Genomic DNA, 20632 nt, shown 5'->3' on the forward strand with positions numbered 1-20632 from the left:
TTGTCCTCCTAAATACAATCCATCTTTTCTGGAGCCAGCTCCAGCGTTAACCACAAGGCCTCACTTTCTGAAATATGTGTCAGCTTTCCCCCTTCATCATTGAAACGCAACAAGGTAAAAATATCATCAGAAAGTTTGCCTAAGATAACCATTCCTTCGGTTGTTTTCGCACGCCACAATTCATTGTCAAATTGAAAAGCTGTTTCTGCCCACTTACTGAGCTTAGTTTTTTTATTCATCTAGTGCCTCCTTAATGCTCTTCTCGTCAGCTGTAATCTTGCCTTGTTTATCCTTAGCAGCATAATGATAAATATCTGACTTCCCATCTCTTAGTGTGAGAAGTGTTGCTGCTTTTTCAATATGGTATTGTTTCACTAATTTTTGACCAGTTTCCGATTCCACATCGATATAAAATGTCGGATAGGAATTCTTTTCAGCTGCGTTTATAACTGCTTTTTTTCCTACCGTACAGTAAGGACAAGCTTTTCTATAAAAGACAAGGTTAACATTTTGATCAACCGTAGCATCTACATAAACTTGCTCTGTAAGGTGTTTATCGTAGTCTTTGACAACGTAATCAGTCCATATAGTCTGTACACCAATAACTGTGAAGAATAATATGCTTATTACTCCTACTGTGCCAAAAACCATTTTAATCCATTTAAATCTATCAACCACTATCCTTGATCTCCCTGAATAAACTCGAATAAATCTCCTTGAACATAGCTAACTTTAGCCAATCGCTTAATCTCTAATTTCAAGTTATCAAAGGTCTCCATCATGGTATTAAATTGTAAAGGATCGAACTGTTTATACAGAGCAACAAGCGGTAACATAGGAAAGTGGTCCTTCTTCTCACTTTGAATAAATTCCAGAACTTGTTTTTCTCCCTCAATAACGGCATCAACTCTAATCAGCCCAGGTATGCTTGTAATGGCATCTCCATTTTGGTAAAAGGTCAAAGCAATATCTCCAGCTTTCATTGACTCAAACTCGGGAAAGTCATCTGTAATCTTAAAATAATAAGCTAATGGTTCCTGCCCTAAACCTGTTAGATAATAGCCTCGTAAAACTTTGATATTACCCATAATGTTCCTCCTCTTTGTCATCAATGAAAACAACTTCAATCAATCTATTTCGTTTATGTTCCAAAGTGATAAGCTGTTCCCACTCTCGCTTAGTATGCTTTATTTTCCATAATGGTATCACTCCAAAAAGGAGCAGTCTCCCAGTATAAAGAATTTCATCTTTTCTTTTCACGATAACTCATCCTTTCTTAACAAACTCTATGAACTTTAAACGGTGCTTGATAATAATTTGGATAGTGAATAACTTTCTTAGTCTTCTGAACTGGTAGAGGAATATGATAATGCACCTGCATATACTGACAAGCTAATCCTCTACTCTCAAAGACTAATAAATTTCCCTTACTGTCATAGAGATAGTCTCCATCTTCAAAACTAAAAATAACATATCCCATTTATTCTTCTCCTCTTCTAGTTTGTTCTACAATTACCTTATAACTACTTTCAAGTTCCATATTATAGCCATCCACCCCAACAAAATAATGCCGTACAGAAAATAGCTTCAACTAATCTAACTAAAATAATCCATATAAAATCCTCTCTTTTTTAGTATCCAAATACCAATGCATATTAGTTTTATAAGCCTATAAACTTTGCTCTCACTATCAGAGATATAAATGTAATGGCAGTTTGCGGGTTTTATCACTCAACCAATATCAGCTTCAAATAGAGACAATTGTCTTGCTTGTTTAAGCGCATTTTTAGCTCCTTCTATTATTCTTTGAGTGAATCCTATGCTTTCTTCAAAGAAAGCAGCAATACTAGTAAAATAAGCTTCCTGACGTTCTTTTTTTACCTGGATAAGAGAAAGGACAATAGCTTTAACAGAAGCTAATCTAATCCCACCACCACGTCCAGGCTTAACCGTAAAGAAAATCTTATGATCAGCTTTAAGAGCTTTAAGAACTTTATCTAATGAACGCTCAGGGATATTTAACTCTTCCCTGATAGATTTCTTAGTGGTTTGAATGAAAGGATCTTCACACTGATAAAAACTTTCTAAGTAAGCCATAACATCAGCTTTCCACTCATGGAGATGACTATGCTTACGATCAGAGCGTTTCTTTTTAAATTTATACCACTTTTGTTTTACAAATAATTCTGAAACTTTCAGATTCTCATTAACCCATGCTTTACAAAGAAGTATTATATAATCACGACTGGCAGCCTCATATTTACCGGAATAAGCTGAAGAAATAATCTTTGAAACTTCGTCTGAAGAGAGCTGTTCAGCCAATTGTCCATTAAAATCAGACAAAACACTCTCACAATCGCTCTGAGAGACACCTGATGAGAAGTTAGCAAGTGCTAAAGTAAATAGCACGTTGTTTCTTCCCATTAAAGCTTTATTTCCCTTAATATCGGCTTCTCTCATCAGTAACTGATACCAGGGTTCATCAACTTGTCTAACACCTTCAGAACCAGCGATAACCGTTAAGTTTGGTTTCTTACTTGGGAATGGAAGGTCCGATTGTTTCATTGACCAATCGAGCCACTCCTGGAAGGAATAGGTGTATTCTTCATGGAAAAACTCAATATTATCCGTTCGTGGCATACGTGCAATTCCAAAATGGTTACAAGTCATATCAACTGGTAAGGTCTGATTGAAATGGTTTCTCAAGTTTTGAGAGATAGCCTTGGCCACCTTGACAACTCGAAACTGTGAATGAGTTGTTACATAGGCAGGTTCCTCAAGAACGAAATAAGCTTGATAGCCCTTGTCTGATTTTAGGATTAGCGTAGGCATAAATCCTAAATCGATAGCAGCTGTTAAAATATCTCCAGAAGTCATCTCTTCAGTTGAAGATGTGATATCAAAATCAATATAAAACGTATTGATTTGTCTCAGATTATTTTCAGCATGGCCACGTGTAATCTGAAGTTTCTTGTCAGTGTAGGTACCAAACCGATAAGCGTTAGGTGTCCAGTGCGTAAAGTTATCCTGGTTCTCCATAATGGCTTCCATTGATGTCAGAACAATACCACGTGCCTTGACCATATTGGCCTTGGAACGGTAGGCAAAGATAGCACCACGGTTCCCCTCTTCAGCTGGAGAGATAGGTTTTAGATGACTATTTCTAAACTTATAGTTTCTTAAACTATCTCGTAGAATTAAGTTATGAATGTCTGTTAGGTTCATTTGCTTCCTTGTTTTGAATTAATTTTTTGAAAAATCATTTTTAGAACGATAGTAACCCTTGGTGTGCTACGAAAGCATAGAATTCATTCTTCGTAAACGCTTTTCTTCTCTTCTTTCACTCCTTGTTGGATTGTTTTTCATTTGGATACTTCACTTTCTTTATCAAATATCCTAATAGCTCCTTGTAAATCACTCAAAAAGTCTTCATAGTCTGACAGCGTAGCATTCGTTTGCTTCAAGAGATAATATTGGCTCTTTGAAAGTTCAGCAAGAGACGGACTGTAATTTTCTAACTCTGTTATACAGACTTCAATTTGTGCTGTAATAGTCCTCATTCTACTAACTCCTCTGGTATTAGTTTTGTTTCTTTCGCATGGTTCTGTCCTTCAGCATAAGCTTCAAAATCAATCTTACTCACTTCATAATATTCACCTGTTGGATCCATAACTTCAACGAAATCTGCTTTCGGATTCTCTAACAGTTTTTTGATTCTCAGCTCTGAAGAACCCTTTCTACTACTTACTATTTCTATTTTTTCTTGTATCATAACGGCTCCTTTAGTTAACTTTCATACTCCGTGGAAGAGTTGAATTTGGAAAACAATAACCTTCCTGCAAATCTTGTTTTATATAAAATTCAGGATCTCGAGTCATTACATAATCACTTCTCTTACGACCTCGTATTAGTTGCTTATAAGATAAAGGCAAACGTTTTTCAATCTCTTTAAATTTAAATCCTAACCTCAGATATGTTGTCACAATGTTATGAACATGTTCTTTAGATTCTTTATTTCTAACTCTATTACGAATATCGTCATCCTGATTCTCCAACATCAAACTTTTTTGGTATTGAATATACAATGTTCTCATTTGTTCTATTTTATTTTGCCACTTCAAGTTATAAGGCTGACCAGAATACTTGTTTACCAATTTAGCAACAGGCTCTTTAAACTTCATCTGAACAGAGTCAAACTCTCCTAAATCAGTCAGAGGATCAATAAAACCCAATGGCTCACTATTGATTAGCTGATTATAAAATTCATTTCTAATCATCCCGCATATCCCCCTTGTATCATCTCTTAACTACTGCACTAAGGTATTAAGAAGTATTAAAGATATCCACTGTTTCAAACAAATTTAGTTGATAGAATTCAGCATAATTTCCTTCATCAGCAGATATACAAACCTCTTTTTTCTCAGCTGCTTCTGGAGTCATTTCTTGATCATGATTAATCACTTCAAAAATTTCTAAAGTATCAATATCCATAATGATTTCTAACCCTTTCATTGTTCGGCTCCTTTCTTATGAGATTTTAAACGAACAAAAAGGAGAACAGATTTCTCCGTTCTCCTCATAATTTAGGATTATTTACTATTCTAAAAACTCTTACCACTTACATGATTTTTCATTACTTTCACAAGAGGCAACTAGTCGTCTTTTGTTCCCAAGCTTAATTCTGGGACATCGTGCTGGATGTAGGCAACACCTTTTTTCTCCAAGAGCTCAATAGCGAAAGGATGCGGACGGTAATTAGCCTTATATGTGATTTTCTTGATACCTGCTTGGAGCAAGGCCTTAGTACAGTTCAAACATGGAAAATGCGTCACATAAATTTCTGTACCATCCGTTGAAATCCCTTCTTTGGCACACTGAATCAGAGCGTTCATTTCAGCATGAACCGTTCGGATACAGTGCCCATCTTCCATGTAGTGGCCAGCTTCATCGCAGTTATCGGTATCTGAAACGCCGCCATTATAACCCGTCGCAATGATACGGTTATTTTTGACCAAAACAGCACCAACAAAGGCTCTATCACAGGTTGAACGCTTTGAAATCAACTCAGCATTAGCCATAAAATAATCTTGCCAAGATAGTCTTTTCATCTTCTTCTCCTACTTGATGACAATCAATTCTTTAGGGGCTTGGGTCAATACGTCGCAACCAGTCTCTGTAATCACCAAGTCATCTTCGATACGCAGTCCATATTGATCAGGAAGATAAATCCCTGGCTCATCCGTCACTACCATACCAGCTGCTAACTTATCATCACTGCCACGGAAAAATGGATTTTCATGGATATCCAAACCAATACCATGACCAATACCATGTGTGAAGAATGGTCCATAACCCGCATCTTCTATCATCTGACGAGGAATGGCATCGAATTCTTTATGTGTCATACCCGCTTTAGCTTGATCAATCAAGGTCTGGTTGGCTCTCAAAACGATATCATAAATCTCACGCTCTTGGTCTGTTACATACCCAATATGGATAGTACGCGTCATGTCACTAACATAGTGCTTGTAATAGCATCCAAAATCAAGGGTTAGAGATTCTCCCGACTGAATCACCTTATGACCAGCAACACCATGAGGCATGGCTGAGCGGTAACCCGAAGCTGCGATCGTTTCAAAAGAAACGCCTGAAGCGCCATACTCTCGCATACGAAAATCAAGGAAGTTTGCTACCTGCATCTCCGTTGTTTGCCCAGGTTTTATGAATTCTAAAACGTCGATAAAAGCCTTGTCTGAAATCTGGCAGGCTTGCCGAATGGTTGCAATCTCTGTGTCATCCTTAATCACGCGCAAACCTTCGACAAAATCCGTCTGAGGCAACCAAGTCGTATCTGGCGCTAAACTAGTTAACTCTCCATAAAAGGCATAAGAAACCTGGCTATCAAAGCCAACTCTTGTGAGTTTATCAGCCTTGATGATGTTAGTAATTTCAGCCAAAGCCGTACGGGTCTCGATAATATCAAAACCTTCAACCACTTCTTTGGCAATCAAGGTGTAGCGGGCATCCGTCATGAAAATGCGACGGTTACGAGTGATAAATACTGTACTCTCTGTCCCCCAAAATCCCGTTAGGTAATAAATATTATTTTGCCCTGTTACAAGAAAACCATCTAAACCTGACTGCCTTAACTTATCTTCAAAACGAACAACCCTAGACTCCATGAAAACCTCCTTAATATTGACTTATCAATGACTTTATTTTATCAAAAAACTTCCATTGTCTTCAATAAGATAATGGAAGTTTTAAGTAATCAAATTTTTAGTATCTGTATTATTCAGCTTCTTGATATTTGAAGACCACATTTGTTTGATAAAGTTTTGTCAATTTATCAAATACGAAATATGATGCTAGCGCTGCAACAGCAGGAATAACAAGCCAAGCTAAAACAGTAACTGCAAGCGTATTTCCAGCTTTAAGACCTGCCAATGGTCCAACCAAGCCAACAAGCCCAAAGCCTGCAGAAGCTGGTGTCCCTGTAATATTAAAGATCGGAACAGAAAGACTTGAAACAATAGCTGTGGTTACAACTGGAAAGAGAATGACTGGATACTTGAATAAGTTAGGCATCATCATTTTCATTGAGCCCATAGCGATACCAAGTGTGACACCTGAATTATTAGTTTTCCAAGAATGAACAATCAGAACAAGCGTTGTACTTGCAACTCCCATCGCCGAAGCTCCAGCAGATAAGCCGAAAAGTCCTACCGCAATTCCAATTGAAACTGTCGATACTGGTGAAATAATCAAAATGGCAAATGTTACAGCAATAAGCATACTCATTGCATATGGCTGAAGCGTTGTAAAGTAGTTAATCATCGTACCAATTGCTAGCGTCGCTGAACTAACTGTTGGTAACGTATAAAGTCCGACCAAACCAGCCAAACTTCCAATCACAAGTGGTGTCAAAACGAGCTCCGCTGATCCAAAGCGTTTCTTAATGACTTTAACCATCAAGATGGCAAGAGCAGCTGTCAACATGGTGTTGGTGATATTTCCTTGACCATTTCCAATCAAAAGAGTAGCTGCCTCTCCAGCTTTATCAAAATAAGTCTGACTATCTTGCGTGATCACACCCGAACCAACAAAAGCTGCTCCTGCAACGGTCATGCTACGTAGTGAGTCCAAATGGAATTGATAAGAAATAATGGCACCAATAATGAGTGGTGTTGCTAGTTGGAAAATCTTTACAACTGTAACTAAGCTAACTCCCAGGGTAAATCCAGGAAAGTATTGCAGAATTGGGCTAAGATGGCGTTTGGAATCAGACCAATAATGATCCCTAGCGCTGTACCATTCAAGACTTTAAAAAAGAAGTCTTTGGGTGAAACATGAGAAAACTGTGCATCCATATGCATACCTCCTAAAAGCCCCATTTGCTGGGATGTGCTTTCCATTATAACCAGAGATTTTCTTAAAGTCAACACAATTTTATAAATTTTCTGATTTTTTCGCTAATTTAGATAATTTCATAATACGTAAGCGTTTTAAAGACTCAAAAACAAAATAGCTGCTCTGCAAAAAACTCCTTTTAAGGGATTAAACTTCCTAAAATCCAAGAAAAAGCATTCCATCATACTACTATATGGACCACATTTTCATATCAAGCAACGACATTATACTCATTGAAAATCAAAATCTGATGTTGTCAAGCTTAGCTTGATGAACTCTCATTCTATCTGTGCTCCTTCCCTAGTCAGATTTTTATTTTCTTGGAGTATAAAATAAAAAAAGTTCAGTTCTGTTTACATCAGAACTGAATCCTTTTATCTATTAGATTTTCATTGTTTGAGCAAAACAGCTGGTTTTTGTTTCCGCCGCTTATAATTTTGTTTTTAGGTAGTTCCCTGTGTAAGAAGCTTCTACCTGCGCGACTGCTTCTGGTGTTCCTGTGGCGATGATCTGTCCACCACCGACACCTCCTTCTGGCCCTAAATCAATGATATGGTCTACTGTTTTGATAACATCAAGATTGTGTTCAATAACAAGAACCGTATTTCCTTCATCCACAAAACGATTTAAAACAGTAATCAAACGAGCGATGTCATCGGTATGAAGTCCCGTTGTTGGTTCATCCAAAATATACAATGACTTACCTGTTGAGCGTTTGTGCAGTTCACTGGCTAGTTTCATCCGTTGCGCCTCACCACCAGAAAGAGTAGTTGCGGGTTGACCAAGCGTTACATAGCCTAGCCCAACATCCTTGATCGTTTGAATTTTACGAGCAATTTTAGGAATAGCTGCAAAAAATTCTACCGCATCATCGACAGTCATCTCTAAAATATCCGCAATAGTCTTGCCTTTATAGTGAACTTCCAAGGTTTCAGAATTGTAGCGAGTTCCATGACAAACTTCACATGGAACATAAACATCCGGTAAGAAATGCATCTCAATCTTGATAATGCCATCACCCGAGCAGGCTTCACAACGGCCACCTTTAACGTTGAAGGAAAAACGACCTTTTTTATAGCCTCGAATTTTAGCTTCATTGGTTTGTGCAAAGAGGTCTCGGATGTCATCGAAGACACCTGTATAGGTAGCTGGATTTGAGCGAGGAGTCCGTCCAATTGGACTTTGATCTATGTCAATCAAGCGCTCAATATGCTCTATGCCTTCAACCGACTGATGCTTTCCTGGCTTATCAGCATTACGATTTAATTTTTGAGCAATGGCTTTTTTAAGAATGCTGTTGACCAAGGTTGATTTACCAGAGCCAGATACCCCTGTCACCGCAATAAATTTCCCCAATGGGAATTTAGCATCGATGTTTTGAAGATTGTTTTCACTAGCTCCTTTAACTTCGATGAAGCGTCCATTACCTTGACGGCGTTCCTCTGGTACAGGGATGACTTTACGACCTGATAGGTACTGACCAGTGATGGATTTTTTGGATTTTGCCACTTGTTTTGGAGTGCCTGAAGCGACGATCTCACCACCAAGCGCACCCGCTCCTGGTCCCACATCGATCAACCAGTCCGCTTCCATCATGGTATCTTCATCATGCTCTACTACAATTAGGGTATTGCCGAGGTCACGCATTTTTTTCAAACTAGAGATCAGTCGATCGTTGTCCCTTTGATGAAGTCCAATAGATGGTTCATCAAGGACATAAAGGACGCCACTTAAATTAGACCCGATTTGGGTTGCTAGACGAATACGCTGACTTTCCCCGCCGGATAAGGTTCCTGCCATCCGAGACAAAGTTAAATAATTAAGCCCAACATTATTCAAGAAAGTCAAACGATCTGTAATTTCTTTGAGAATAGGACGAGCAATCATTTCGTCATTTTGTCCAAGGGTTAAGCTAGACACTTGTTTGAGATGGTCTTCGATAGAGAGTTCTGAAATCTGACCGATAGTCATCCCATCCGGTCCACCAATACGAACAGATAGCGCAGCATCATTGAGGCGATAGCCGTGGCAAGTCGAACAAGTCAACTCATTCATATACTCGCGCATAACGCCACGTGTGTACTCTGAGTTGGTCTCATGGTAGCGACGATTGACATTGGTAACAACACCTTCAAAAGGTAGGTCAATGTCACGCACACCACCAAAATCATTTTGATAATGGAAGTGGAACTCACGGTCACCAGATCCATAAAGAATCACCTCTTTATCCGATTCAGCAAGAGCCTCCCATGGTGTATCCATATCGATACCAAAAGTTGTCATGGCTTGTTCCAGCATGGTTGGGTAGTAATGTGATGAAATTGGATTCCAGGGTGCAAGTGCCCCTTCTCTAAGGGTTTTAGAGGTATCAGGTACAACCAAGTCCAAGTCCACCACTAGCTTCATACCGAGACCATCACAGGTTGGACAAGAGCCAAATGGCGCATTAAAAGAGAAGAGACGAGGTTCTAACTCGGGAACGGTGAAACCACAAACCGGGCAAGAGTAATGTTCTGAATAGAGCAATTCATTACCATCCATGGTATCAATCATGAGGTAACCATCCCCCAAACGAAGGGCTGCTTCCACGGAATCAAAGAGACGAGAACGAATACCGTCCTTATTGACCAAGCGGTCAATGACAACTTCGATATCGTGCATCTTGCTCTTAGAAAGTTCTGGTACTTCGGTCACATCAAAAATCTCACCATCCACACGAACACGAACATAGCCATCTTTTTGGATACGTTCAAAAATCGTCTTATGCTGCCCTTTTTTTCGACGAACGATTGGAGCCAGAATTTGCATCCGAGTTCTTTCGGGCAATTCTAACACTTCGTCAACAATCTGTTCAACAGATGAGGCTGAGATAGCACCATGCCCATTGATACAATAGGGAGTTCCCACACGCGCATAAAGTAAACGGAGATAATCGTTAATTTCCGTTGCTGTACCAACGGTAGAGCGAGGATTTTTGCTGGTCGTTTTTTGGTCAATCGAAATGGCTGGACTGAGACCGTCAATCGAATCCACATCAGGCTTTTCCATATTGCCTAAAAACTGTCTAGCATAGGCAGACAAACTCTCTACATAGCGACGTTGCCCTTCTGCATAGATGGTATCAAAAGCCAGGGAGGATTTTCCAGAACCTGATAAACCTGTTACCACAACTAGCTTATCACGAGGAATCTCCACATCTATATTTTTTAAATTATGAGCACGCGCTCCATGAATAACTAATTTATCTTGCATAATTTATGACGCCTATTTGGCTCAATTCCTTTCCCGAGATACCTGCCTCAAAATATAAAGAAAACTAGCAACTTGCTTTTACATCTAAAAAGCCTAAAATAAACTTTTTCTTCTGTATCACTTTTAGAATACTTATGATAACAGATTTAAAAAACACGTCGTTCGCTTTAGTTCTTCTAAACGTTACTCTATTATAACAAAATCAGAATTTTTTACGGTAAAAAGAATCGTCAAACCCTGCTTTTTTTTAAGGCTAAAATAGAGTATAATAGATAGGTATGGCTAGATTCTAATACAAGGAGGGAATGCACATGAAACAAATGTTTCTGTCAACTGGAATTGATTTCAAAGAGATTGATACATTCGAGCCTGGCGCTTGGATTAATTTGGTCAACCCTTCCCAGGAAGAATCTCATCAAGTTGCTGAACGCTTCAATATCGATATTACCGACTTACGAGCACCCCTTGATATTGAGGAAACATCTCGTATCACTGTTGAAGATGATTATACTTTGATTATTGTCGACGTCCCTACCTACGAAGTGCGCAACAATAAGAACTACTATATGACCATTCCCTTGGGAATTATTGTCGCCGAAAATGCTGTTATTACGACTTGTTTAGAAGAATTGTCTATCTTTGATCAGTTCAAGAATAATCGTGTCAAAAGTTTTTATACCTTTATGAAGACACGCTTTATTTTCCAACTTCTCTATCGCAATGCTATTCTCTTTCTAACCGCCTTGCGTTCGATTGACCGTCAAAGTGACCGCATCGAGGCGCAACTGGAAGACGCAACACGAAATGAACAGCTTATCGATATGATGGAATTGGAAAAGTCCATTGTCTATCTAAAAGCCTCACTAAAAATGAATGAGCGAATCGTTAAAAAACTTTCCAGCAGTACCTCAAGTCTCAAAAAATACGTTGAAGATGAAGACTTGCTTGAAGATACTTTGATTGAAACGCAACAGGCCATCGAAATGGCTGGCATTTACGAGAATGTCTTGAATGCTATGGCTGAAACATCTGCCGCTATCATCAGTAACAACCAGAACACTATCATGAAAACCTTGGCACTCATGACCATGGCTCTAGATATCCCAACCGTTATCTTCTCAGCTTATGGAATGAACTTCCAAAACAACTGGCTACCTTTAAATGACCTACCACATGCCTTCTGGTACATTGTTTTTATTGCATCTGTTCTTAGTCTAATGGTTGTGATTTATTTTATTAGGAAGAAGTGGTTTTGACCTGTTACATGTCATTGCGACAAAAGTCGTTAATGTCATGACGGAAGTTTCTATTTTGAAATTTCCTAAACAGCTCACTAGATTTTCGACAAAACAATGTTAGTTACTACTGGCACTTGACTAAAAAAACTGTGACATTTTACAATGCTTACTCCATTTCTGAAAGGATTATCATGGATTTAAACAATCTTACTCACAAGAACCAAGAATTTATTCACATCGCTACTAAACAGTTGATTCAAGATGGTAAATCAGATTCTGAAATCAAAACGATTTTAGCAGATATTCTACCAAGTATTGAAGAAAATCAAAAAAATGGCATCCCTGCCCGATCTTTCCTTGGCGCTCCAACTACCTGGGCTGCTCAATTCACAAAAACAGAAGAAGAGGAAAAAATCGCTGCACAAGAAGCTAAAAACACTAATCCTTGGCTTATGTGGATGGATGCTTCTCTCTTTTGGTTTGGCTTTCTTGGACTCATCACTGGTTTTCTGACATTTAGTGATAGCAAACACCAATCCTATGGTTTATTAACTCTCATTGTGGTTGGTCTTGGTGGCGGCGCCTTTCTTTACGCAACTTATCACTACGTCTACCGTCATATTGGGAAAGAAAAAACTCAGCGCCCAAGCCTTTGGAAAAGCATCGGTATCTTAGGGCTCCTCATGATAGGCTGGTTAGCTTTATTTGGTATAACTGCCTTTTTACCTGCAGCCATTAACCCACAATTACCTCCATTTTTACTCATTATTCTAGGTGCAATAGCCTTTGCTGTACGCTACTACTTCAAGAAAAAATATAATATCTTAAGTGCTATGTCTGCACAAGCAACACCTAGAAGATAAAATTAAAAGAGAGTGGGACAACAAACAGTTAAGTAGCGGTGTAACAGTTAATCATATCAGTCCTTTGAAGCCCACTCGACCACTACGTCTTGTTTAGCTAACTGAATAACCTAAAAAGGCTGGGAAAAATTCCCAGCCTCTTTTTCTATACTAATCCAAAGATGACTGACATCATCAACATCAATAAAGCAACTATCCATAAAGGAAGAAAGCTATATTTAATGTGATCTTTTAACTCCAAGTCTGTCAAACTAATCGCCAAATAGGTTGCTGGTACCAGCGGGCTGATCAGCAAGGATAAATTTTTTCCGATTAGCATAGCAATCCCCATCGTTAAAGGTGGAATGTCATAATTCTCACCTACTTGAATCGCTAATGGCATCAAGCCATAGAAGTATGAGTCCGTTCCTAACATGGTTCCTAGTGGGAAGGCAAGAATACCCATTATAAATTGGAGTTGACTTGCCAAACTAGCTGGGATGATTTTCAAGAGAGGTACTACCATAGCTTCTAGCATACCACTCTCACTAAGAACCCCAACCATAATTCCTGCCGCTAACATAACTGAGGCAACATCTAAGGCTGATCCAGCGTGCGCTTTAACACGTGCTTTTTGATCCTTTATGTTAGGATAATTTAGCAAAAGAACAATGGTACAACCAACCATGAAAACAAAATAAGTTGGAAATTTATCCCAAAGCAAAACAACAAGGATAATCAACATCAACAACAAGTTCAATTTCGTAAGCTTTGGTCGTTTTAAGGCACTCTCCTCTTTTGTTAAAACTTGCCCATCTTGAGATTCTACAGATTCCGTCACTTGAGACAAACGTTTGGATTCTCTAAGCATCATAACAATTGCTAATCCAACAGTCATAACAATTCCTAATATTTGAAGAGGAATGAGCAAATGCCATAGATCCGTTGTATCCATTTTAAGCACTGCTGCTGCTCTAGCAACAGGTCCACCCCAAGGCAGAAGGTTCATAACCCCCATACCACAAGCAGTTATCAAGACTAAGAGATGTGGTCTAATGCCTAACTTCCGATATAATGGCAAAAGTGCTGGAATGGTTACCAAAACTGTTGTCACCGTGGCACCATCCAAATGAGAGAATATAGCAATAGCAGCTGTTACGATAGCCACTAATATAAGATGATTCCCTGTCCTTTTGACCAATTTATCTACAATAGCATCGAACATGCCTGTATCAGATAAGACTCCGAAAAAAGTTACCGAGAAAATGAAGAGAACAGCCATTTCACTAACCGTTGAAATCCCACTCTCCACAAATGCAACAACTTCTTTAATCGAGAAACCAGCTAAAAAGGCCGCAATTGTTGGAACGACTATAAAGACAACCATTGGTGTTGTTTTTTCTTTAAACAAGAGAAAAACGATGGTTAACAACATAAGAAATCCGATAATAGCTAGCATAGAACCTCCTCACAATCTGTCAATAATAGCTTTAGTAAATGCTGAGGTGCCCAAGCTACCTCCCAAATCAGCCGTTCTCAGTTCCTGGTGGCTAAGCGTCTCGTCAATCGCTTGTCTGATTCGTTCTGATACATCGAATAATTCTAAGTAATCGAGTAATAAGAGACCTGAATACAAAAAAGCCAAAGGATTCGCCTTGTCTTGTCCTGCAATGTCTGGAGCAGAGCCATGAACAGCCTCAAAAATAGCAACATCGTCACCAATATTAGCACCAGCAGCGAGACCAAGCCCACCTACTAACCCCGCACATAAATCAGATAAAATATCACCATAGAGATTCATGGTAACAATCACTTGGAATTGCTCAGGATTAGTCACTAGTTGCATACACATGTTGTCAACAATAATTTCTTCCATAAAGATACCAGGATAATCCTTAGCTACTTGACGAGCAGTCTCTAAAAACAAGCCGTCTGTCAACTTAAGAATGTTAGCCTTATGAACAACCGTCACTTTTTCTTTGCTATGTTTTTGGGCGTAATCAAAGGCTGCTTTTATGATCCTATAACTCCCCTTTTGACTGATGCGTTTGATGGCTACGGCTACATCTTTGTCCTCAGTCTCATAGGATTCTTCACCGATATAAAGTCCTTCAGTATTTTCTCTAAAAATGGTTAAATCTAAATTTTCATATTTTGTCTCAACACCATTTATCGATTTAATGGGACGTATATTAGCATAGAGGTCGTATTTTCGTCTCAATCCAACATTCATACTTGAAAAACCATAGCCGATGGGTGTTTCTGTAGGTCCTTTTAAAGCTACATTTGTCCTTTCAATACTCTGATAGACATCCTCTGGAATCAATACTCCTGTAGTATCATAAACAGCTTTACCAGCTTCAACTCTTTCAAATACAATTGGTACTTGCGCTGCTTCAAAAATCGCTACTAAAGCATCAGCTATTTCTGGACCAATACCATCTCCTGGGATTAATGTTACCTTTTTCAAGACGAAACCTCCTAAGCTTATTTTTTGTTATTCTAGCTTAAAAACATCTGAAAGTAAATACGTTTTCAATAAAAAAACACAAAATATTCAGATTTAACCGATTTTTTAACATCCATTGTTAACCAAGCATAAACACTGTATAGCATTGATATTTAAAGGTTTTTCTACTTAATTCTTAACTCTTTTTTTGTAACAAAGTATGTTTGATTTTAAATAACTATTCAAATGATTATTTTTATTATCCAACTTTGGTTAGCGCAAAATAATATCCCTATCTGCAAAAAATCATAAGTAGTTCAACTTATGATTGCCGTTTGAAAAAAGTCTAGTTTCACTGAGAAAGAAACAATCTAATCACATGATTGTTCAAAAAAATACTATCAGCCAAAGATTTTCAAAAAACAATAAGTCTTTTGAATAGAATACGCATTTCAGCGTTTAAGGATTGCAGTAATAGATAAAATGGTTAGGTTAGTTGTCTCATTGATCACCGATTCATGGCCGTATTGAAGAATCAAAAAACCACTTCCCAAAGGAAGTGGCCTAACGAATTAGTCTTCGTTAACGTAAGGCATAAGAGCCATAACGCGAGCACGTTTGATTGCTGTTGTTACTTTACGTTGGTTTTTAGCTGAAGTTCCTGTTACACGACGAGGAAGGATTTTCCCACGTTCTGAAACGAAACGGCTAAGAAGTTCTGTATCTTTGTAGTCAACGTATTCAATTTTGTTAGCTGCGATATAATCAACTTTTTTACGGCGTTTGAATCCGCCACGACGTTGTTGAGCCATGTTATTTTCTCCTTATATTATAGTGTTAGTGTTCATCCTAGAACGGTAGATCGTCATCTGAGATATCCATTGGGTTTGAGTTACCAAACGGGCTCTCGTCTCGACCAAAGTTTGGTGTTTGTGATGAAGATGAGAAAGCATCGTTTGATGATTGGTTATTATAGCCACCACCATTGTATGAACTTTGTGAACCACCTTCACGTGTAGCACGGCTTTCCAACATTTGGAAATTATCCGCAACAACTTCTGTTACGTAAACACGTTGGCCTTGTTGATTTTCATAATTACGCGTCTGAATACGTCCAGTGATACCGATTAAGGCACCTTTTTTAGCCCAGTTAGCCAAATTCTCGGCTGGCTGGCGCCAAATCACACAATTAATGAAATCAGCTTCACGTTCACCGTTTTGACTCTTGAAGTTACGGTTAACTGCAAGAGAGAAAGTAGCTACTGCTACATTGCTCGGTGTGTAACGAAGTTCTGCATCTCTGGTCATACGACCAACAAGTACTACATTATTAATCATAAACTACCTTCTTACGCTTCGAGGTTAACGATCATGTGACGAAGAATGTCAGTGTTGATTTTTGAAAGACGGTCAAACTCGTTAAGAGCAACAGCATCTTCAGCTTCAACAGTAACGATGTGGTAAAGACCTTCGCGGAAATCTTTGATTTCGTATGCAAGGCGACGTTTTTCCCAATCTTTTGATTCAACGATAGTAGCACCGTTGTCAGTCAAGATAGAATCAAAACGTTCTACCAAAGCAGTTTTTGCTTCTTCCTCAATGTTTGGACGAATAATATAAAGAATTTCGTATTTAGCCATTGATATTTCCTCCTTTTGGACTAATGACCCCAAGACCTAGCAAGGGGTAAGTGAGGTATTCTCACAAGTTATTATTATAGCAGTTATAGTATCAGATAGCAAGGATTTTCTTTAGACAAAGATCATTTTAGCGATTTTTTCAAAATAATGAACAAGCAAAGCAACTATTAACTTTTGAAGGCGCAGTTTCATCAGCTTTTGCCGTATAATCCTTGAATAGGATAACAAAAATAAAAACTGGGACCCTCATCCCAGCTTCCTCAGATTTGCCGATTGCAGGGCTCGAACCTGTGACCTACGCGTTACGAGTGCGTTGCTCTACCAACTGAGCTAAATCGGCTTAACACCCTTATTTTAGCACTTTGGATTATCTTGTCAATACTTTCACAAAATAAAAAGATACCTACTGCACGCTTGTAAGTATCTCTTCAATGTGTAAAATATTTGTCTAAAATATAATTCTCCTTTCGCATGATTGACTTCATAAGGAGTATCTTACGTTATTACATTTCGTTTTAACTTTGTTTTTTATATTCTGGATAATATTTTTCCTCCTCTAATCTTTCACTAAAGGAATTTGTCTCCGTTTTTATAACGGCTAATATTAAATCTTAGCATCGTTCGCCTCGTATTAATCAATCCATTAACCTGAGTGACTTTCGACGATTTCAACTTAATTGTCACCGTTCTTGTAACGTCCAATATCAAAAGTTAGCATAGGCGTTCCTCCCTATTGTCCTGAAACAAGTTTGAGTTTACGATTTTATATATGCACACCCTGAGTGACATTAACGACAGTTATTATAATTAGCACATCCTGAGTAACGCGACGACAGTTATTGAGCTCAATTAGTGATTTATCACCACTTTTATCTAACTAAAACTAATACAAACTTCTCTCTCAGAGAAAGTATCAATATCTATTTACATTGGATTCACTCCTTAAGCTATTTTCTGCAATAGCCTAAGTTGTCTCCGTTTTTATAGCGTCCTTTGTTGAATTCCATCATGAGTATTACCTCCTAATTGAAAACAAGTTCTAGAAACTTCGTAAGTAAAGAGTTTTGGCCATTTCTTATACTTATGGTTTCATCAGTGATCACTTTGATATGCAAAAATGTAAAGTTGTAACGTGTAACGTTTGCCTACTATTTATCCGGAGACTTAAGTATCTCCGTTTTTGTACCGTGCGACATGTGGTTTCATCATAAGATTCCCTCCTATAAATCTGTTTCTTCTGTCATCCTTCTTTATAGTTTTATTATATTGTATGCGCTTTCTTTTGTCAAGAAAAAACTTTAGTTACTCTATTTTTTTATTGATTGTTTTATGATATACTAACGGAAAATTAACTTGCTATTGATTGACTATTTCTTTTTGTTGAGGTATTTTGTTGAGAGTTCCAATCCGTATTCCTAAATTTTCATTATGGTCTTTTTGTTTTCAAATGGGGATATTTCTTCTATTGTACTTTATTCCTTGGGCCATTATTATGCCTGGTGATGATTCCCTTTTTCAATTAGTTGGTGATCTGTCTATTTTTATCCTATCTGCTACTTCAGCGACTGCTAGATTGTATTTCCGACAAAAAAGTTATATCACACAGCTAGAACAAGCGACTTATCACGCTGCTAATAATATTGATTTAATCAGACAACATTTGAACAGTCTAAAACATGACTCCCATTCCTATGAGGGCAACTTGCCGTCGACTCTAGTCAGTCAAATTCACCGTTACGAGGATCATTTAACCACCTCAAAGATGGCCTACAACAAAGCTGTAGAGGATTATAATTTAGCTATTACAGTCATGCCTTATCACGCCATCAAGAAACCTCAACCATTAGACTACTTCTCAGATTTTCTTATCTAAGCACCGCAAGGTGTTTTTCTCTGTTTAAAAACGACTTCTTTGCTACAATAGAAACATGTTAGATTTAAAAGATTATGGTATTGAGATGTGGGATGAGAGTAAGATTGCTTCTTTTCGTCGTACGCTCATGACTTGGTACGATCAAGAAAAAAGAGATTTACCTTGGCGTCGAACGAGCAACCCCTACCACATCTGGATTAGCGAGATCATGTTGCAACAGACTCAGGTTGTCACTGTGATTCCCTATTATGAACGTTTTTTAGATTGGTTCCCAAAGGTTGAGGATTTGGCGAATGCTCCCGAAGAAAAATTACTAAAGGCATGGGAAGGATTAGGCTACTACTCACGAGTGCGAAACATGCAAAAGGCTGCCCAGCAAATCATGACTGATTTTGATGGGATTTTTCCATCGACTTATGACGATATAGCTTCTTTAAAAGGGATTGGTCCATATACGGCAGGTGCCATTTCAAGTATTGCTTTTAATCTGCCTGAGCCTGCTGTTGATGGTAATGTCATGCGCGTTATGGCTAGACTTTTTGAAGTTGACTATGATATTGGTGACACCAAGAATCGGAAAATTTTCCAAGCCATTATGGAAATACTGATTGATCCTGAGCGGCCTGGTGATTTTAATCAGGCATTGATGGATTTAGGGACTGATATCGAATCTGCCAAAAATCCACGTCCTGATGAGTCGCCTATACGTTTCTTTAATGCAGCTTATCTCAATGGAACTTACCATAAATACCCCATCAAGTTACCCAAGAAAAAACCAAAACCTTTGGAAATTCACGCTTTTATCATTCGCAATCAAGAGGGAGAATTGCTCCTTGAAAAAAACATACAAGGACGTTTACTGGCTGGCTTCTGGTCATTCCCACTATTGGAAACCTCTTTTATCGGTAAACAGACTAGTCTTTTTGAAGATGATCAATCACTTCTAGAAACCCATTCTCAAAAAGATAGTTTTGAAGAAGCTTATGCTTGTCAGCCGACCTGGACCGAACGCTCGTTTAAACAAGTCAAACATACCTTTAGTCATCAAAAATGGAACCTGACCTTGTTTGAGGGGATTCTTAATAAGGATGACTTGACTTTAAATGAACACCTGCATTGGGTTAAACTAGATGATTTAAACAGTTATCCTATGGCTACTCCTCAAAAAAAGATAGTAGCAGAATACTTAGCTAATAATAGATAAACAAACAGCCTTCCCAATGGAAGGCTGTTTTTCTAATCAAGAAACTGAAACAGTTGATCGAGAGTTTCAATAGCGGCATCTGCTTGGCTTTGATCGACTCCAAAGCGTTCGTCTTTGAGTGCGATAACCTTTAAGCCTGCTCTTTTACCAGCTTCTATGCCTTTTTGACTATCCTCAATAACCAATGCTTCTGATTTATCGATTCCTAAATGAGCTATAGCAGCTTCATAAATAGCTGGATGGGGCTTACTTTCTGGAAAATCTTCACCAGATAAAACGACCTCAAAAGTCTGATAGAGATCAGAACCTTTGAGAGCACTTTCGATATCAACCATAGCTGAACTAGAAGCCAGTGCTAAACGATAGCCCTTACCTTTTAAGCTAGTAAGTGTCTCTCTAGCTCCTGACATGATTAAATGATTAAAGGGAGCAGGATTAGCAAGCTTATAAGCGGAATAGGCCTGTTCTAACTCAGGAATATTCCACTTATCATAATCTTCTCCCAGCACTAACTGCCAAGTTTGTTTGACATTGCCACCAATGAAGTCCTTTGGTTCTAAGTGATCAATTCGGATGCCCTTTTGGTCCAAGAATCTTTTTCGTCTGTCAAAATAAAACAGCTCTGTGTCAAAAAGGACACCATCCATATCAAAAATCACTACTTTTATACTCATCATATCACCTCAAGTCCATTGTAACATAAGAAAACCAGATAGCTTAGCCA

At 38.3% G+C, this 20632-nt stretch carries 23 protein-coding genes, 1 tRNA gene and 1 pseudogene; 4 read left to right on the top strand and 21 right to left on the bottom strand.

The genetic code is table 11. The annotated features are described in order from the left end of the window. Nucleotides 1–8: 8 nt before the first annotated feature. From C0J00_RS08595 to uvrA, 14 genes and pseudogenes are all read right to left on the bottom strand, one after another. Entirely contained in the window at nt 9–239 is a 231-nt protein-coding gene (locus tag C0J00_RS08595) for a hypothetical protein (protein WP_104968472.1), read from the bottom strand. After that, the gene (locus C0J00_RS08600) at nt 232–678 is read right to left on the bottom strand and encodes a thioredoxin (RefSeq protein ID WP_104968473.1); all 447 of its coding nucleotides are present in this window, start codon (nt 676–678) and stop codon (nt 232–234) included. The genes C0J00_RS08595 and C0J00_RS08600 overlap by 8 nt, the downstream gene beginning before the upstream one ends. Next, nucleotides 678–1088: a hypothetical protein gene (locus C0J00_RS08605; RefSeq protein ID WP_199773965.1), complete on the bottom strand. Its 411-nt coding sequence runs from the start codon at nt 1086–1088 to the stop codon at nt 678–680. The genes C0J00_RS08600 and C0J00_RS08605 overlap by 1 nt, the downstream gene beginning before the upstream one ends. Beyond that, entirely contained in the window at nt 1081–1260 is a 180-nt protein-coding gene (locus tag C0J00_RS08610; protein WP_407697169.1) for a hypothetical protein, read from the bottom strand. Before C0J00_RS08610 ends, C0J00_RS08605 begins: the two co-directional genes overlap by 8 nt. 16 nt (nt 1261–1276) lie before the next feature. After that, entirely contained in the window at nt 1277–1480 is a 204-nt protein-coding gene (locus tag C0J00_RS08615) for a hypothetical protein (protein WP_104968475.1), read from the bottom strand. A gap of 251 nt (nt 1481–1731) precedes the next feature. After that, complete coding sequence (locus C0J00_RS08620) at nt 1732–3225, bottom strand: primase C-terminal domain-containing protein (RefSeq protein ID WP_104968476.1); 1494 nt, start codon at nt 3223–3225, stop codon at nt 1732–1734. 137 nt (nt 3226–3362) lie between these two features. After that, nucleotides 3363–3560 carry a hypothetical protein gene (locus tag C0J00_RS08625; RefSeq protein ID WP_104968477.1) on the bottom strand — a complete coding sequence of 66 codons (198 nt, stop codon included), beginning with the start codon at nt 3558–3560 and terminating at the stop codon, nt 3363–3365. Continuing rightward, complete coding sequence (locus C0J00_RS08630; RefSeq protein ID WP_104968478.1) at nt 3557–3772, bottom strand: hypothetical protein; 216 nt, start codon at nt 3770–3772, stop codon at nt 3557–3559. The genes C0J00_RS08625 and C0J00_RS08630 overlap by 4 nt, the downstream gene beginning before the upstream one ends. A 10-nt stretch (nt 3773–3782) precedes the next feature. Further along, complete coding sequence (locus tag C0J00_RS08635; protein ID WP_104968479.1) at nt 3783–4277, bottom strand: modification methylase Sau96I; 495 nt, start codon at nt 4275–4277, stop codon at nt 3783–3785. 46 nt (nt 4278–4323) lie between these two features. After that, complete coding sequence (locus tag C0J00_RS08640) at nt 4324–4512, bottom strand: hypothetical protein (protein WP_104968480.1); 189 nt, start codon at nt 4510–4512, stop codon at nt 4324–4326. Between the two features lie 140 nt (nt 4513–4652). Continuing rightward, on the bottom strand, nt 4653–5108 hold the full coding sequence (locus C0J00_RS08645) for a deoxycytidylate deaminase (protein WP_104968481.1): 456 nt from the start codon (nt 5106–5108) through the stop codon (nt 4653–4655). 9 nt (nt 5109–5117) lie between these two features. Then, the gene (locus C0J00_RS08650) at nt 5118–6182 is read right to left on the bottom strand and encodes a M24 family metallopeptidase (protein WP_104968482.1); all 1065 of its coding nucleotides are present in this window, start codon (nt 6180–6182) and stop codon (nt 5118–5120) included. 109 nt (nt 6183–6291) lie between these two features. After that, nucleotides 6292–7370: pseudogene (locus C0J00_RS08655) on the bottom strand (PTS sugar transporter subunit IIC). Between the two features lie 469 nt (nt 7371–7839). Then, nucleotides 7840–10662: an excinuclease ABC subunit UvrA gene (uvrA, locus tag C0J00_RS08660; RefSeq protein ID WP_104968483.1), complete on the bottom strand. Its 2823-nt coding sequence runs from the start codon at nt 10660–10662 to the stop codon at nt 7840–7842. 311 nt (nt 10663–10973) lie between these two features. Between uvrA and C0J00_RS08665 the strand changes: the two genes are divergently transcribed. Together C0J00_RS08665 and C0J00_RS08670 are read left to right on the top strand one after the other, a co-directional pair. After that, nucleotides 10974–11918 (top strand): magnesium transporter CorA family protein, encoded by a 945-nt coding sequence (locus C0J00_RS08665; RefSeq protein ID WP_104968484.1) that lies wholly within the window; start codon nt 10974–10976, stop codon nt 11916–11918. Nucleotides 11919–12091: 173 nt separating this feature from the next. Further along, nucleotides 12092–12763, top strand: a complete 672-nt coding sequence (locus C0J00_RS08670; RefSeq protein WP_104968485.1) for a DUF1129 domain-containing protein — start codon at nt 12092–12094, stop codon at nt 12761–12763. Nucleotides 12764–12908: 145 nt separating this feature from the next. Here C0J00_RS08670 and C0J00_RS08675 read toward each other — a convergent pair whose 3' ends face one another. The 6 genes from C0J00_RS08675 to C0J00_RS08700 form a co-directional block, all read right to left on the bottom strand. Beyond that, the gene (locus tag C0J00_RS08675) at nt 12909–14201 is read right to left on the bottom strand and encodes a CitMHS family transporter (RefSeq protein WP_104968486.1); all 1293 of its coding nucleotides are present in this window, start codon (nt 14199–14201) and stop codon (nt 12909–12911) included. Between the two features lie 9 nt (nt 14202–14210). Continuing rightward, complete coding sequence (locus tag C0J00_RS08680; protein ID WP_104968487.1) at nt 14211–15212, bottom strand: isocitrate/isopropylmalate dehydrogenase family protein; 1002 nt, start codon at nt 15210–15212, stop codon at nt 14211–14213. A 551-nt stretch (nt 15213–15763) separates the two neighbouring features. After that, nucleotides 15764–16003 carry a 30S ribosomal protein S18 gene (gene rpsR, locus C0J00_RS08685; RefSeq protein WP_000068665.1) on the bottom strand — a complete coding sequence of 80 codons (240 nt, stop codon included), beginning with the start codon at nt 16001–16003 and terminating at the stop codon, nt 15764–15766. 37 nt (nt 16004–16040) lie between these two features. Then, nucleotides 16041–16529, bottom strand: coding sequence for a single-stranded DNA-binding protein (locus C0J00_RS08690; protein ID WP_104968488.1), 489 nt, complete (start codon nt 16527–16529; stop codon nt 16041–16043). Nucleotides 16530–16540: 11 nt separating this feature from the next. Then, nucleotides 16541–16831: a 30S ribosomal protein S6 gene (gene rpsF, locus C0J00_RS08695; protein ID WP_104968489.1), complete on the bottom strand. Its 291-nt coding sequence runs from the start codon at nt 16829–16831 to the stop codon at nt 16541–16543. Between the two features lie 267 nt (nt 16832–17098). Continuing rightward, nucleotides 17099–17171: transfer RNA gene (locus C0J00_RS08700), tRNA-Thr, on the bottom strand. A 1107-nt stretch (nt 17172–18278) separates the two neighbouring features. Between C0J00_RS08700 and C0J00_RS08705 the strand changes: the two genes are divergently transcribed. Together C0J00_RS08705 and mutY are read left to right on the top strand one after the other, a co-directional pair. Then, nucleotides 18279–18704, top strand: a complete 426-nt coding sequence (locus C0J00_RS08705; RefSeq protein ID WP_158667329.1) for a LemA family protein — start codon at nt 18279–18281, stop codon at nt 18702–18704. Nucleotides 18705–18759: 55 nt separating this feature from the next. Then, nucleotides 18760–19908 (top strand): A/G-specific adenine glycosylase, encoded by a 1149-nt coding sequence (mutY, locus tag C0J00_RS08710; protein WP_104968491.1) that lies wholly within the window; start codon nt 18760–18762, stop codon nt 19906–19908. 32 nt (nt 19909–19940) lie between these two features. On the opposite strand, the gene C0J00_RS08715 is transcribed toward mutY, so the two are convergent. After that, a complete protein-coding gene (locus C0J00_RS08715) occupies nt 19941–20585 on the bottom strand; it encodes an HAD family hydrolase (RefSeq protein ID WP_199773966.1) in 645 nt (214 codons plus the stop codon). Nucleotides 20586–20632 lie beyond the last annotated feature (47 nt).

The organism is Streptococcus pluranimalium (assembly GCF_002953735.1).
Taxonomy (GTDB): Bacteria; Bacillota; Bacilli; order Lactobacillales; family Streptococcaceae; genus Streptococcus; species Streptococcus pluranimalium.